Source organism: Bradyrhizobium zhanjiangense (assembly GCF_004114935.1).
Lineage (GTDB): Bacteria > Pseudomonadota > Alphaproteobacteria > Rhizobiales > Xanthobacteraceae > Bradyrhizobium > Bradyrhizobium zhanjiangense.
Genome location: NZ_CP022221.1, coordinates 1,329,629 through 1,342,036 on the forward strand (window position 1 = coordinate 1,329,629; position 12,408 = coordinate 1,342,036).

Sequence of the window (12,408 nt, forward strand, 5' to 3'; positions counted from 1 at the left end):
GTCCTCGAGTCTAGCGATCGTCCAGCACGTCACCGAACCCTACCCAGCTCTTGCCATTGAAGCGCCGGAGCTGAAGCTGCTGGAACGGCAGGTAGTCGTCGGGGCCGGTGGTGACGGACATGCCCGGCAGCAGCAGCGGCAGCTTCACCTCCTTCAGCGAGGCCGCCTGGCGCATGATGTTGTCGCGGCTTAAATCATCCTTGCACGCCTTCAGCACGGTCATCAGCAGCGTCGCATAGTGGTAGCCGGCTGCGTAGTTGGAATTGGAGAGATCCGCGTTCGGCATGTATTGCTTCATGAAGGAGAAATATTCCTTCACGCCGGGATCGCTGGCCCATTGCGGGTCCATCGTGTCTTTCTGGTTGCTCGACGAGATCAGGCCGACGGCGTTGTCGAGCCCGGCGGGCTCCAGGAACGAGATCGACGAGGCTGAGGTCGGCACGAAGAACAGCTCGGGCTTCCAGCCGATCTCAGCCACGCCCTTGATCATCTGCGAGGTGAACTTGCCGAGCACGACGCCGAACAGCACGTCGGCGCCCGACGCCTTCAGGGTCGAGAGCTGCGAGCTGATCGTCGGCGCGCTGGTCTCATAGGTCTGCTCCGCAACGATCATGCTGGCGGCCTTGGCGCCGAGCGCGCGTTTGAAGCCCGCGACATAGTCGCGGCCGAAATCGTCGTTCTGGGACAGGATGGCGATCTTGGCGTCGGGCTTGGTCCGCAGCACGTGCTTGGCATAGACCACGCCCTCGGACTCGTAGGCGGCCATGCCGGGCATGGTCCACGGATATTTCTGCGGATCGGCCCATTTCGTCGCGCCCGAGAGCACGAACAGCTGCGGGACTTTCTTGCCGTTGAGATAGCGCTGCACGGCGCTGTTGGTGGCGGTGCCGAGCGAGCCGAACATCATCAGCACTTCGTCCTGTTCCACCAGCTTGCGGGTCTGCTCGACTGTTTTCGGCGGCGAGTAGGCGTCGTCCAGCGTGATGAACGTGACCTTGCGGCCGTTGATGCCGCCCTCGGCATTGACCTTCTCGAAGAAGGCCTCCTGCGTCCGCCCGATCGCGCCGAAGCCGGAGGCCGGACCGCTATAGGGCAGGGTTTGTCCGATGCGGATCTCGCCGTTGCCTTCGGCATGGGCGCCGCCGCTGGCGAGCGCCAGCAGGGACAGGCCGATCAGTGCGGCTGCCAGCTTCATGATGTCCTCCCGCTCTTTCTTGCCCGGTCCGAGACGTCAGGCGCTCACACGCATCAGGAAATCCTGGCGGGCCTGATCGAATTCACTCTTCATGCGGTCGACGAGCTCCGCGACGGGAGGGACATCGGTGATCTGTCCGATGCCCTGGCCCGATCCCCAGATGTCGCGCCACGCTTTCGATTTCATGTTGCCGCCGGAGCCAAAGTTCATCTTCGATTTGTCGGCGACCGGGAGATTGTCCGGGTCGAGCCCGGCGGCAGCGATCGAAGGGCCGAGATAGTTGCCGTGCACGCCGGTGAACAGGTTGGTGTAGACGATGTCGTGCGCGGCGTGCTGCGTCAGCGCCGACTTGTAGGCTTCGTCGGCATTGGCTTCCCTCGTGGCGATGAAGCGCGTGCCCATATAGGCGAGGTCGGCGCCCAGCGTCAGCGCGGAGGCGATGCCAAAGCCGTCGCTGATCGCGCCCGACAACAGAATCGCGCCGTCGAACCATTGCTTGACCTCGCGCACCAGCGCGAAGGGCGACAGCGTGCCGGCATGTCCGCCGGCACCGGCGCAGACCAGGATCAGGCCGTCGACGCCCTGCTCGGCGGCTTTGCGTGCATGCTTGACGTTGATGACGTCGTGGAACACCAGCCCGCCATAGGAGTGCGCGGCCTTGACGATCTCCGCCGGCGGCCGCAGCGAGGTGATGATGATGGGCGCCTTGTGCTTGACGCAGGTCTCCATGTCCTTCATCAGCCGGTCGTTGGAGGCATGGCAGATCTGGTTGACGGCGTAGGGCGCGACCTTCTTGCCGGGATTGCGCGATCTGTATTCGCCGAGCTCGTCCTCGATCCGGCTCAGCCACTCGTCGAGCTGCTCGGCCGGACGGGCATTGAGCGCGGGAAACGAGCCGACGACGCCTGCCTTGCATTGGGCGATCACCAGCTCCGGGCCGGAGACGATGAAGAGGGGCGAGCCGACGACGGGCAGCTCGAGCGAATCCTTCAAGAGAGTGGGCAGCGCCATCATGTCCTCCTGAAACGCGGCACCGCCGGCGGGCGGATGACGAGGCGTTTCCATGTTGATTGTGCCTGGGCGGATTGGCGCCCGTGTTGCAGATTTGATCCCATTATAAGGTTGGACGGCGCGGCCCGGCCGTTCAATAATGAACGGACAACCTTTTAGATTTGAACAAGGCTGCCGATGGACTGGGACCTTTGCAAGACCTTCGTTGCGGTCGCCGATACCGGCAGCTTCACCGCCGCCGCCCGCAGGCTGCACACCAGCCATCCAACCGTCAGCCGCAACATCGCGGCGCTGGAAGCCCAGCTCGGCACGCGGCTGGTGGCGCGCGCCGCCGACGGCCTGGCGCTGACCGCGGATGGAAGGACGTTGCGCGAGCACGCCGAGGCGATGGCAGCTGCGGCGCTACGGGCCGAGACCGCGGTTGCGGCGAAGGGACACAAGGCGCGCGGTATCGTCAAGCTATCGATCGGCGCGACGCTGGCCTCGCATTGGCTGATGCCGCGCTTGCCTGCCTTCCTGCGTGCGCACGACCATATCCAGCTCGAGATCATCACCCATCCGTTTCCGGCAAGCGTGCGCCGGCGTGAGGCGGACGTGGTATTGCGGCCTGTCGACAGCGGCGAGGAAAACCTGGTTGGCCGCAAGATCGGCCGTCTCGGCACGGGATTCTATGCCTCCCGCGATTATGCCGCCGGGCGGTCACTGCCTGAACGGCGCGGCGAGTGGAAGGAGCACAGCGTCATCGGCTTCGCCGACCAGACGTCCAATGCGCAGCTTGCGCGCTGGAGCGACGTCGTCACGCGGCAGGCGAGGGTGGTGATGCGCTGCTCCTCCCAGGGGGACATGCTGGCGGCGGTCCGCGCCGGGATCGGAATCTCGGCACTGTCGTGCTTCGTCGCCGAAGCCTATTCCGATCTCGTGCGCGTCGCCCCGCAGAAGCTCGCCAGCGTCGCGGATCTGTGGCTGCTGGCCCATCCCGACCTTGTCGAGCTGCCGGCGGTGCGCGCCGTGGTCGATTTCGTCGCCGAATGCGCCCGGGCCGACCGCGCGCGGCTGCGGGGCTAGCCCGCCCCCGCGAGCACGCCCTCGCGCTTCTTCACCGCGCGATAGTAGCTCCACCACAGATGCGCCGCCGCGCCGCGCAGCGGACGCCAGGGCTCGGCGAGCGGCGCCATCTGCTTCTCCGTCGGCCGCGCCTTGAGGCCGAGACCAAGCTTGATCCCCTCCTGCACGGCGAGGTCGCCCGCCGGCCAGGCGTCGCCATGACCCAGGCAAAACAGCAGATAGACGTCGGCCGTCCAGGGGCCGATGCCGGGCAGCGAGATCAGCGTGTGATGCGCGGCGTCGGCATCCTCTTCGGCGAGAACCTCGAGGTTCAGCCGTTGCGCCGTGATCTCGCGCGCAAGGTGTTTCAGCGTCTTGATCTTGGCGGCGGACAGGCCGAGCCGCCCCAGCCGGTCGGTGCGGGCGCGGCGGACAGCCTCGTGGTCGAACGGATCGAGGGCGGCGGCCAGCCCCCCCCAGATCGCCGCCGCGCTCGCCGTCGAGAGCTGCTGCCCGCACACGATATGGGCGAGCCCCGCAAAACCCGGCTCGCGCCGCCGCAAGGCCGGCATGCCGGCGATTTCCAGCACGGGCTTGAGGCGCGGGTCGCGCTTGATCAGCGCATGGACGGCCTCTTCGAGATCGGATTGGGATTCGAGGTGGATGGTCATTGCTTGCTCAACTCGTCATGCGCGGGCTTGCCGTCTCTGCTAAAGCTACGCTGGCCCAATACCGTAAAGCCCGCCGAAGCCTTCGGCGTAGGCGGGACCCGCGCATCCATCTCCTAACGAGAGTCCTGGAAGATGGATTGCCGGGTCAAGCCCGGCAATGACGAATACACCGAGAACTCATGCCACCCGTTTTCCGATTTGCCCCAAGCCCGAACGGCTTCCTGCATCTCGGCCACGCCTATTCCGCGCTGCTGAACTTCGAACGTGCACGCGAGACCGGCGGGCGGCTGTTGCTGCGGATCGAGGACATCGACGCGACGCGCTGCCGGCCGGACTATGAGACGGCGATCTACGAGGATCTCGCCTGGCTCGGAATCTCCTGGGAGACACCGGCGCGGCGACAGTCCGAGCATCTTGCCGACTATCGCGCCGCGCTGGACAAGCTCTCTGCGCTCGGTCTCGTCTATCCGGCCTTTGAAAGCCGCGCCGAGATCGCAAGGCTTATAGCCGCGCGCGAGGTGGATGGGCCGTGGCCGCGCGATCCCGACGGCGCGCCACTTTATCCCGGCGACGCCAAGTCGCTGTCGGCCGGCGAGCGCGAGCGGCTGATGACATCCGGCGCGCCTTACGCGCTGCGGCTCGACATGGCGGCTGCCTGTCGGCGCGTCGCCGGCCTAACTTGGAACGAACTCGGCGCGGGGCCGGATGGCGAGCGCGGCATCGTGTCGGCGCGACCGGAAGCCTGGGGCGACGTGATACTCGCCCGCAAGGAGACGCCGACCAGCTATCATCTGTCCGTGGTGGTCGACGACGCCCACCAGGGCGTCAGCGAGATCGTGCGGGGCCAGGACCTGTTTCACGCCACATCGGTACACCGCCTGCTGCAGATCCTGCTTGGCCTGCCGGAACCGGCTTATCGCCACCACGCTCTGATCCGCGACGGCGAGGGGCGGAAGCTGTCGAAATCGAGCCGCTCGACCGGCCTGCGGGAATTGCGCGCCGCCGGTGCCACGCCGGCCGGCATCCGTCGATCGGTGGGATTAGGTTAAGTTTCTCTGGGGGTTAGCCAAACGCCGCCGTGACTCCGGGTGTTCCGCCGTGCCATGCTTGCCCGAGAGCCCGGGGTTCGAAGGGGATCTATGGCGGCGAAAACGCGCCCAATGCGCACCACGCGAACGTCCAGGCGACCGCCTCGGAAGAGGTCCGGGGCGGCCGGCCGGTTGCGTAAGCGCAGCACCAAGGCGGTCGCGCCTGACGTGGTCCAGGCCGCGCTCGCCGCCTTTGCCCACGAGGTCCGCACCCCCCTGACCGGTATTCTGGCGATCAGTGACCTGCTCGCGACCTCCGATCTCGGCGAGCGGGAGCGGCGCTGGGCCGACACCATCAAGGCCGGCGCCGAACATCTGGCGAGCCTTGCGACGGTGTTTGTGGACGCTGCCCGGACAGGAAAGGGGGGAAGCACGCTGCGGCAGGACCTGTTCGACCTGCGGACGCTTGCCCGCAGCGCCGGCGATTCGCTGGCCGGCCGCGCCGCGGCCAAGGGTCTTCAGGCCCAGGTCGACATTTCCGAGAAGTTGCCGGGGCTGGTGGTCGGCGATCCCGTCCGCCTGCGCGCTGCGCTCGAGAACCTGATCGACAATGCCGTGAAATTCACCGATCAGGGCGGCGTGGCGCTTGCGGTGGCGCCCTGGCGTCCCGCCAAGGACGAGCGCAAAGGCAAAGCCAAGGATAAGGGCAGGGTCGGCATCGCCTTCGCGGTGTCCGACAGCGGCATCGGTCTTACCATGGCCGAGATCAAGCGGCTGTTCCGCCCATTCACCCAGGCCAATGTCACCATTGCATCGCGCTTCGGCGGCGCCGGTCTGGGTCTATCCTCGGTGAAGCAGCTCGCGCGCGCGATGGGCGGCGACATCACGGTCGCTCCGCGCCGCGGCGGCGGCGCCACGTTCACGCTGACGGTATCGCTGGATGCGGCGGGATCGGGCAAATCGCGCAAAGGAAAGAACGGTAGCGAGCCCGAGGCGGTGACCGCCCTCCGCGTGCTTAGCGTCGAGGACAATCCGTTCGGCCGCGTGGTGCTCAACACCATTTTGACCGAGCTCGGCCATCATGCCGAGTTCATCGGTCGCGGCGAGGATGCGGTCGGTCGGCTCGCGCAAGGAGCGTTCGACGCGGTGCTGATGGACATGGTGCTACCGGGTATCGACGGCGTCGAGGCCATCAGGCGGATCCGCACGCTGCCGACGCCGCTGGCTCAGATCCCCATCATCGGCGTTTCCGGTCGCGGCGAGGACGAGGCGGCCTCGCGCGAGGCCGGTGCCGACGCCTTCCTGGTCAAGCCTGTGTCTCCGCGGGCTTTAGCGACTGCGCTGCTTGAAGCGACACGCCGTGAGGCAGCCGCGACTTGATGATCGCGGCATTGAGCTCGCCGCCGTACACGAAAATCGCGGCGATGAAATACAGAAACACCAGCGCGATGATGACCGAGGCCAGCCCCGCATACATCGTCACGTAATTGTTGGCGAAGCGCGCCAGGTATTGCCCGAAGACGACACCGGAGACCAGCGACGCCACCACCGTGAAAACGATGCCCGGCATGATCTGGAGGAAGCTGCGGCGTCCCGCCGGCAGCCATGCGTGCAGGATGAACAGCGCCACCACCAGCGCGCTGATGGTGATGCCGTACCGCACCCAGGTGAGGATGCTTTCGTTGGACTCGACGAACAGCGGGATATGGCGTCGCGCCGCTTCGATCAGGAGCGGGCCGAGCACGATCAGGAACGCCATGGCAAGCGCAGTGAAAGCTGCGATCAACGTGTAGGCAATCGATTCCAGCCGCAGCCAGTACCAGCGGCGCATCTCCACCACGGCATAGGCGCGGTTGAGCGCGACGCGGAGTGCCTCGACGCCGTTGGAGGCGAAATAGACCGACAGCGCCGCGCCGATGGTCAGAATGCCGGTGCGGGTGGTGGTCAGCACGTCGTGGACCTCGCCGGAGATCGAATCGGCGACCTGCTTGGGCCAGACCTGGAGCATCAGGCCGGCGGCCTGATCAGCGAGTTCCTTGGAGCCGAAGAAGCCGGCAAGCGAGGTCAGCACGATCAGGAACGGGAACAGCGCCATCAGCGTCGACAGGGCGATGTGGCTCGCGATCGCCCAGCCGTCGTCAGCGAGGAACGTGTAGAACGCGTCCATCACGACGACGTAGATGTAGCGGATCGCTTTCATGCGCGACCTACACTGCTCTCTCTCCGCGCGCGGGGAGAGAGGTGGGGTAAACAGGCAATTGGCGCAAATCGGAAATCATTCCGCTACCATCTGATATTATTGGCCTAAAAGCCAGATCGCGCAGGCGATAGCCTGTCCCTCTCCGGCGTCATTTCCGGGGCGCGCGCAGCGCGAGGCCGGAATCCATTTAGCTGCAACGTACCTGGAGCGATGAATTCCGGGCTCGATGCTCCGGGCCGCGTCGCGCGCTCCCGTCGCATCGCCCGGAATGACGGCGGCGGCTGCCGCGGCACCATGGCGCATCTGCAAGCACAGTGTTATCTACCCCTAATGGCATCTATCTTGAGTACTTTCATCCTGCCGATCGCGGTCGGCGCCGTGGCGCTCGTGCTGCTGCTCGGGCTCGTCAACATGATGCGTGGCGGCTCGCCCAACACCTCGCAGAAGCTGATGCGCTGGCGCGTGCTGCTTCAGTTTGTGGCGATCATCCTTGCCATGCTCGCAGTCTGGGCCATGGGGCGATAGGACATGATCCGGAAAAAAGTGTGAAGCGGTTTTCCGACGAGATCATGCCCCAAAATTAAGAGGTCTACGTGGTCACGTTGAACCGCATCTACACGAAAACCGGTGACGACGGCACGACGGCGCTCGGCTCGGGCGAGCGTCGTCCGAAATACGATCTGCGCATCGAGGCCTATGGCACCGTGGACGAGACCAATGCCGCGATCGGCGTGGTGCGGCTCCACACCTCGGATATGCCCGAGCTCGATGCGATGCTTGGCCGTATCCAGAACGATCTGTTCGATCTCGGCGCCGATCTTGCGGTGCCCGAGCGCGAAGGCAAAGCGGAGCGGCTGCGGGTGGTGGCGAGCCAGGTCGAGCGGCTCGAGCGCGACATCGACGCACTCAACGACAAGCTCGCGCCGCTGACCTCTTTCGTGCTGCCGGGCGGCACGCCGGCCGCGGCTCATCTTCACGTCGCGCGCACAATATGCCGCAGGGCGGAACGGGTGATGGTGAAACTGGCTGCTCAGCCCGGCGAGCCGGTCAGCGCGGCTGGCATCCAATATATGAACCGCCTGTCGGACTTCCTGTTCGTGGCCAGCCGAGCCGCCAACGGGAATGGCGCCGGCGACGTGCTTTGGGTTCCCGGCCAGAACCGCTGACCCATTGAGCGGGCGCATTTCTAAGGTCTAAAATTTGGCTCGTTCGCGCGTTGACCGGGCCTGATCAGGCCTTTAGGTTCCGCGCCAGTTGATAACTCCCCTCCCAAATTGAGTGAAAGAGGATCGATGAAGGTCTTAGTGCCGGTAAAGCGGGTGGTCGATTACAACGTCAAGGTCCGCGTCAAGAGCGATGGATCGGGCGTTGAACTCGCCAACGTCAAAATGTCCATGAACCCGTTCGATGAAATCGCGGTCGAGGAAGCGCTGCGCCTGAAGGAAGGCGGCAAGGCGACCGAGGTGGTGGTGGTCTCGATCGGACCGGCGCAGGCATCGGAGACGATCCGCACCGGTCTCGCGATGGGCGCTGACCGCGGCATCCTGGTGAAGGCCGAGGGCAATGTCGAGCCGCTCGCGGTCGCCAAGATCCTGAAGAAGGTTGCTGAAGAAGAGCAGCCGGGCCTGATCATCCTCGGCAAGCAGGCGATCGACGACGACTCCAATCAGACCGGCCAGATGTTGGCCGCTCTGCTCGGCTGGTCGCAGGCGACTTTCGCCTCCAAGCTCGAGGTCGAAGGTTCTGACTTCAAGGTCACGCGCGAAGTCGACGGTGGTCTGCAGACCGTGAAGCTGAAGGGACCGGCGATCGTCACCACCGACCTGCGTCTCAACGAGCCGCGCTATGCCTCGCTGCCCAACATCATGAAGGCCAAGAAGAAGCCGATCGCGGAAAAGACCGTCGCCGATTACGGCGTCGACGTCGCCGCGCGTCTCGAGATTCTCAAGACGACGGAGCCGGCGGGCCGCAAGGCGGGCGTCAAGGTCAAGGACGTCGCCGAGCTGGTGTCGAAACTCAAGAACGAAGCCGGGGTGCTCTGATGACGACGCTTCTGATTGCCGAACACGACAATGCGTCGCTCAAGGATGCGACCAACAAGGCTCTCACCGCGGCGGCCGCACTCGGCGCGGACGTCGAGGTGCTGGTGGCCGGCCAGAACGCCAAGGCCGCGGCGGATGCCGCTGCCAAGCTTGCCGGCGTGAAGAAGGTGCTGCTCGCCGATGGCGAGACCTACGCGCACGATCTCGCCGAGCCGCTGGCCGCGCTGGTCGTATCGCTGGCTTCCGGCTATGACGCGATCGTTGCGCCTGCGACCTCGCGCTTCAAGAACGTGATGCCGCGAGTCGCAGCCCTGCTCGACGTCATGCAGGTCTCGGAGATCATCAAGGTGGTCGCCCCCGACACCTTCGAGCGTCCGATCTATGCCGGCAATGCCATCCAGACGGTGAAGTCGAAGGACGCCAAGAAGGTCATCACGGTCCGCACCTCCACCTTCGCCGCAGCAGGCGAAGGCGGCAGCGCGCCGGTCGAGAACGTGGCGGCGGCGGCCGATCCGGGCCTGTCGTCGTTCGTCGGCGAGGAAGTCGCCAAGAGCGACCGTCCCGAGCTGACCTCGGCCAAGATCATCGTCTCCGGTGGCCGCGCCATGCAGAGCCGGGAAAACTTTGCAAAATACATCGAGCCGCTCGCGGACAAGTTAGGGGCCGGTGTCGGTGCCTCGCGCGCGGCGGTCGATGCCGGCTATGCGCCGAACGATTGGCAGGTCGGCCAGACCGGCAAGGTCGTGGCCCCCGAGCTCTATGTCGCGGTCGGCATTTCCGGCGCGATCCAGCATCTGGCCGGCATGAAGGACTCCAAGGTGATCGTCGCGATCAACAAGGACGAGGACGCGCCGATCTTCCAGGTTGCCGATTACGGCCTGGTGGCCGATCTCTACCAGGCGGTTCCGGAGCTGACCGCCGAACTCGGCAAGCTCGGCAAGTAAAACGAGCCAAAAACACCGGCCGGAGCTATAAACTCCGGCCGGTGTTGCTTTTTTGAGGCGTTTTCTTTGGTGTGGGGCCGCCTTCGAAGCGATCCAATCTAGGTTTCGAGCCAAGGTTCTGATTAAATCGGACTCCCGGCTCAAGGGGATAGGCAGGCGCGACATGCGCGCCGTTCCGGTGGATGACATTATGGCGGCAGTGATCAAGAAGGTCGGCGTGATCGGCGCGGGTCAGATGGGCAACGGCATCGCGCATGTTGCGGCGCTGGCCGGCTTCGACGTGGTGCTCAACGACGTCTCGGCTGACCGCCTCAAGTCGGGCATGGCCACCATCAATGGCAATCTGGCGCGGCAGGTCTCCAAGAAGGCCGTCACCGAGGACGACAAGGCCAAGGCGATAGCGCGGATCAAGCTTGCCGAGAAGCTGGACGACCTCGCCGATTGCGATCTCGTGATCGAGACCGCGGTCGAGAAGGAGGAGGTCAAGCGCAAGATCTTCCACGAGGTCTGCGCCGTGTTGAAGCCGGAGGCGATCGTCGCCTCCGATACGTCGTCGATCTCGATCACCCGGCTCGCCGCCGCCACCGACCGGCCCGAGCGTTTCATCGGCATTCACTTCATGAACCCGGTGCCGCTGATGGAGCTGGTGGAGCTGATCCGCGGCATCGCCACCGACGATGCGACCTTCGAGGCGTCCAAGGAGTTCGTCGCCAGGCTCGGCAAGCAGGTCGCGGTCTCCGAGGATTTCCCGGCCTTCATCGTCAATCGCATCCTGCTGCCGATGATCAACGAGGCGATCTACACGCTGTACGAAGGCGTCGGCAACGTCGAGGCGATCGATGCCGCGATGAAGCTCGGTGCGCACCATCCGATGGGCCCGTTGGAGCTCGCCGATTTCATCGGCCTCGACACCTGCCTCTCCATCATGCAGGTGCTGCACGAGGGCCTCGCCGACTCCAAGTACCGTCCGTGCCCGCTGCTGGTGAAATACGTCGAGGCCGGCTGGCTCGGCCGCAAGACCCAGCGCGGCTTCTACGACTATCGCGGCGCCAAGCCGGTTCCGACAAGGTAAGGCAACGGTGCCGTAGGGCGGGCAAAGGCGCAAAGCGCCGTGCCCACCATCCCTCCGCAACCAGGATCCTGATTGGTGCGCACGCTTCGCTTTGCCCACCCTTACGGCACCGTCGTCCTTCGGCGCGCATCCGCTTCGTGACAATTCATGTCCCATTAACCCCTCGCGCCTAGGTTACGGCCGGTAAGAGGGTTCGCGTAATGGACATGATGGCGATGGTCAGCACCATGCTGGCCGCTCAGCAAGGCGCGCTGCAATCGAATATCGCGGCGACGCTGACCAAGCAGAATATGGACATGGAGAAATCCACCGTCCTGACGCTGCTGGGCGCCGGTCAGCCCTCGCTCGCCAATGTCGGCCCCGGCGTCGGCGGCAATCTCAACGTCACGGCCTAACCCTCAGCGCATGAACCGGAAAAGTGGGCCCCGGTTTTCCGATCAGATCATGCGCCAATAACTAAAGCGACGCGGCGGCCTTGCCGGTCGCGGCCCGGATCAGCTTGAGCGCGTCCTCGCTCGCCCACTCCGCCGGCCCCGCGATCGTCGCGATCTCGCAGCCTTGCGGATCGACCAGCACCGATGTCGGCATCCCCAGTGCCCGGCCTATTGCCTTAAGATCCTGAAAAACCTTGGCTTTTTGATCATTGAAATAGCCGAGCCGGGTCAGATTGGCCTCTTTCAGGAAGGTCTTGGGCTTCTCCGAATCGCGGGTGTCGATATTGATCGCCACCACCTCGAAATTCGGGCCCGATAGCTTGCCCTGAAGCTCGTCCAGCGCCGGCATCTCCTTGCGGCAGGGCACGCACCAGGTGGCCCAGAGGTTCACCAGCAGCGTCTTGCCGCGGAAATCGGACAACTTCTTCGGCTTGCCGTCGGCGTCCTCGAACGCGAGGTCGGGCAACTTCAACGGGGCGCTCGCCATGGTCAGCGCCGCCACCTCGCCATGGGCGAGCGGCGCGATCTTCTGCGCGGTCGCCACCGCGGACCGGCAGGACGGATCGCCTGACGGCGACCGGCTCAGGCCCAGCCCGTACAGCGCGGCGAAGCCGGCCAGACCGCCGATCGCCACGGTGGCGATGACGAGGGGGATCCGGCGCGTGGCGGAGGGCGTCTTGTCGAGCATATCGTTTGTCATCCGGTCGCAGATATGGCTATCAGGGGCCTCTTAATACGGCTGGCGGCGGCCAGCAAACGTGGCTAGC

The 12,408-nt window shown here is 65.1% G+C and carries 14 protein-coding genes; 9 read left to right on the plus strand and 5 right to left on the minus strand.

Annotation, left to right across the window (positions count from 1 at the left end; all coding sequences use genetic code 11):
• Positions 1-10: 10 nt before the first annotated feature.
• A complete protein-coding gene (locus XH85_RS06310) occupies positions 11-1,195 on the minus strand; it encodes an ABC transporter substrate-binding protein (protein WP_128931198.1) in 1,185 nt (394 codons plus the stop codon).
• Between the two features lie 36 nt (positions 1,196-1,231).
• Positions 1,232-2,206, minus strand: a complete 975-nt coding sequence (locus XH85_RS06315; protein WP_128937124.1) for an NAD(P)H-dependent flavin oxidoreductase — start codon at positions 2,204-2,206, stop codon at positions 1,232-1,234.
• Positions 2,207-2,383: 177 nt separating this feature from the next.
• On the opposite strand from XH85_RS06315, the gene XH85_RS06320 reads away from it, so the two are divergent.
• On the plus strand, positions 2,384-3,271 hold the full coding sequence (locus tag XH85_RS06320; protein WP_128931199.1) for a LysR family transcriptional regulator: 888 nt from the start codon (positions 2,384-2,386) through the stop codon (positions 3,269-3,271).
• Here XH85_RS06320 and XH85_RS06325 read toward each other — a convergent pair.
• Positions 3,268-3,921, minus strand: a complete 654-nt coding sequence (locus XH85_RS06325) for a DNA-3-methyladenine glycosylase family protein (protein WP_128931200.1) — start codon at positions 3,919-3,921, stop codon at positions 3,268-3,270. The two genes, XH85_RS06320 and XH85_RS06325, sit on opposite strands and share 4 nt — an antisense overlap.
• 179 nt (positions 3,922-4,100) lie before the next feature.
• On the opposite strand from XH85_RS06325, the gene gluQRS reads away from it, so the two are divergent.
• Both gluQRS and XH85_RS06335 read left to right on the plus strand, forming a co-directional pair.
• Positions 4,101-4,970 carry a tRNA glutamyl-Q(34) synthetase GluQRS gene (gluQRS, locus tag XH85_RS06330; RefSeq protein WP_128931201.1) on the plus strand — a complete coding sequence of 290 codons (870 nt, stop codon included), beginning with the start codon at positions 4,101-4,103 and terminating at the stop codon, positions 4,968-4,970.
• 90 nt (positions 4,971-5,060) lie between these two features.
• On the plus strand, positions 5,061-6,329 hold the full coding sequence (locus tag XH85_RS06335; RefSeq protein WP_128931202.1) for an ATP-binding protein: 1,269 nt from the start codon (positions 5,061-5,063) through the stop codon (positions 6,327-6,329).
• Here the strand turns inward: XH85_RS06335 and XH85_RS06340 are convergent.
• Complete coding sequence (locus XH85_RS06340; protein ID WP_128931203.1) at positions 6,256-7,149, minus strand: YihY/virulence factor BrkB family protein; 894 nt, start codon at positions 7,147-7,149, stop codon at positions 6,256-6,258. The two genes, XH85_RS06335 and XH85_RS06340, sit on opposite strands and share 74 nt — an antisense overlap.
• Before the next feature lie 330 nt (positions 7,150-7,479).
• On the opposite strand from XH85_RS06340, the gene XH85_RS06345 reads away from it, so the two are divergent.
• The 6 genes from XH85_RS06345 to XH85_RS06370 all read left to right on the plus strand — a co-directional run bounded on the left by XH85_RS06345 (position 7,480) and on the right by XH85_RS06370 (position 11,602).
• Complete coding sequence (locus tag XH85_RS06345; RefSeq protein ID WP_128937125.1) at positions 7,480-7,674, plus strand: twin transmembrane helix small protein; 195 nt, start codon at positions 7,480-7,482, stop codon at positions 7,672-7,674.
• A 68-nt stretch (positions 7,675-7,742) separates the two neighbouring features.
• On the plus strand, positions 7,743-8,315 hold the full coding sequence (locus XH85_RS06350; protein ID WP_128931204.1) for a cob(I)yrinic acid a,c-diamide adenosyltransferase: 573 nt from the start codon (positions 7,743-7,745) through the stop codon (positions 8,313-8,315).
• Between the two features lie 126 nt (positions 8,316-8,441).
• Complete coding sequence (locus XH85_RS06355) at positions 8,442-9,191, plus strand: electron transfer flavoprotein subunit beta/FixA family protein (protein WP_128931205.1); 750 nt, start codon at positions 8,442-8,444, stop codon at positions 9,189-9,191.
• Positions 9,191-10,135: an electron transfer flavoprotein subunit alpha/FixB family protein gene (locus XH85_RS06360; protein WP_128931206.1), complete on the plus strand. Its 945-nt coding sequence runs from the start codon at positions 9,191-9,193 to the stop codon at positions 10,133-10,135. The genes XH85_RS06355 and XH85_RS06360 overlap by 1 nt, the downstream gene beginning before the upstream one ends.
• Before the next feature lie 190 nt (positions 10,136-10,325).
• On the plus strand, positions 10,326-11,207 hold the full coding sequence (locus XH85_RS06365; RefSeq protein WP_128931207.1) for a 3-hydroxybutyryl-CoA dehydrogenase: 882 nt from the start codon (positions 10,326-10,328) through the stop codon (positions 11,205-11,207).
• A gap of 200 nt (positions 11,208-11,407) precedes the next feature.
• A complete protein-coding gene (locus XH85_RS06370; RefSeq protein WP_027562813.1) occupies positions 11,408-11,602 on the plus strand; it encodes a putative motility protein in 195 nt (64 codons plus the stop codon).
• A gap of 61 nt (positions 11,603-11,663) precedes the next feature.
• On the opposite strand, the gene tlpA is transcribed toward XH85_RS06370, so the two are convergent.
• Positions 11,664-12,329: a thiol:disulfide interchange protein TlpA gene (gene tlpA / locus XH85_RS06375; protein WP_128931208.1), complete on the minus strand. Its 666-nt coding sequence runs from the start codon at positions 12,327-12,329 to the stop codon at positions 11,664-11,666.
• Between the last annotated feature and the right edge of the window lie 79 nt (positions 12,330-12,408).

Coding starts and splice junctions, on each gene's coding strand:
- XH85_RS06310 (WP_128931198.1), bottom strand. CDS start 1,195: ATGAAGCTGGCAGCCGCACTGATCGGCCTGTCCCTGCTGGCGCTCGCC.
- XH85_RS06315 (WP_128937124.1), bottom strand. CDS start 2,206: ATGGCGCTGCCCACTCTCTTGAAGGATTCGCTCGAGCTGCCCGTCGTC.
- XH85_RS06320 (WP_128931199.1), top strand. CDS start 2,384: ATGGACTGGGACCTTTGCAAGACCTTCGTTGCGGTCGCCGATACCGGC.
- XH85_RS06325 (WP_128931200.1), bottom strand. CDS start 3,921: ATGACCATCCACCTCGAATCCCAATCCGATCTCGAAGAGGCCGTCCAT.
- gluQRS (WP_128931201.1), top strand. CDS start 4,101: ATGCCACCCGTTTTCCGATTTGCCCCAAGCCCGAACGGCTTCCTGCAT.
- XH85_RS06335 (WP_128931202.1), top strand. CDS start 5,061: ATGGCGGCGAAAACGCGCCCAATGCGCACCACGCGAACGTCCAGGCGA.
- XH85_RS06340 (WP_128931203.1), bottom strand. CDS start 7,149: ATGAAAGCGATCCGCTACATCTACGTCGTCGTGATGGACGCGTTCTAC.
- XH85_RS06345 (WP_128937125.1), top strand. CDS start 7,480: ATGGCATCTATCTTGAGTACTTTCATCCTGCCGATCGCGGTCGGCGCC.
- XH85_RS06355 (WP_128931205.1), top strand. CDS start 8,442: ATGAAGGTCTTAGTGCCGGTAAAGCGGGTGGTCGATTACAACGTCAAG.
- XH85_RS06360 (WP_128931206.1), top strand. CDS start 9,191: ATGACGACGCTTCTGATTGCCGAACACGACAATGCGTCGCTCAAGGAT.
- XH85_RS06365 (WP_128931207.1), top strand. CDS start 10,326: ATGGCGGCAGTGATCAAGAAGGTCGGCGTGATCGGCGCGGGTCAGATG.
- XH85_RS06370 (WP_027562813.1), top strand. CDS start 11,408: ATGGACATGATGGCGATGGTCAGCACCATGCTGGCCGCTCAGCAAGGC.
- tlpA (WP_128931208.1), bottom strand. CDS start 12,329: ATGCTCGACAAGACGCCCTCCGCCACGCGCCGGATCCCCCTCGTCATC.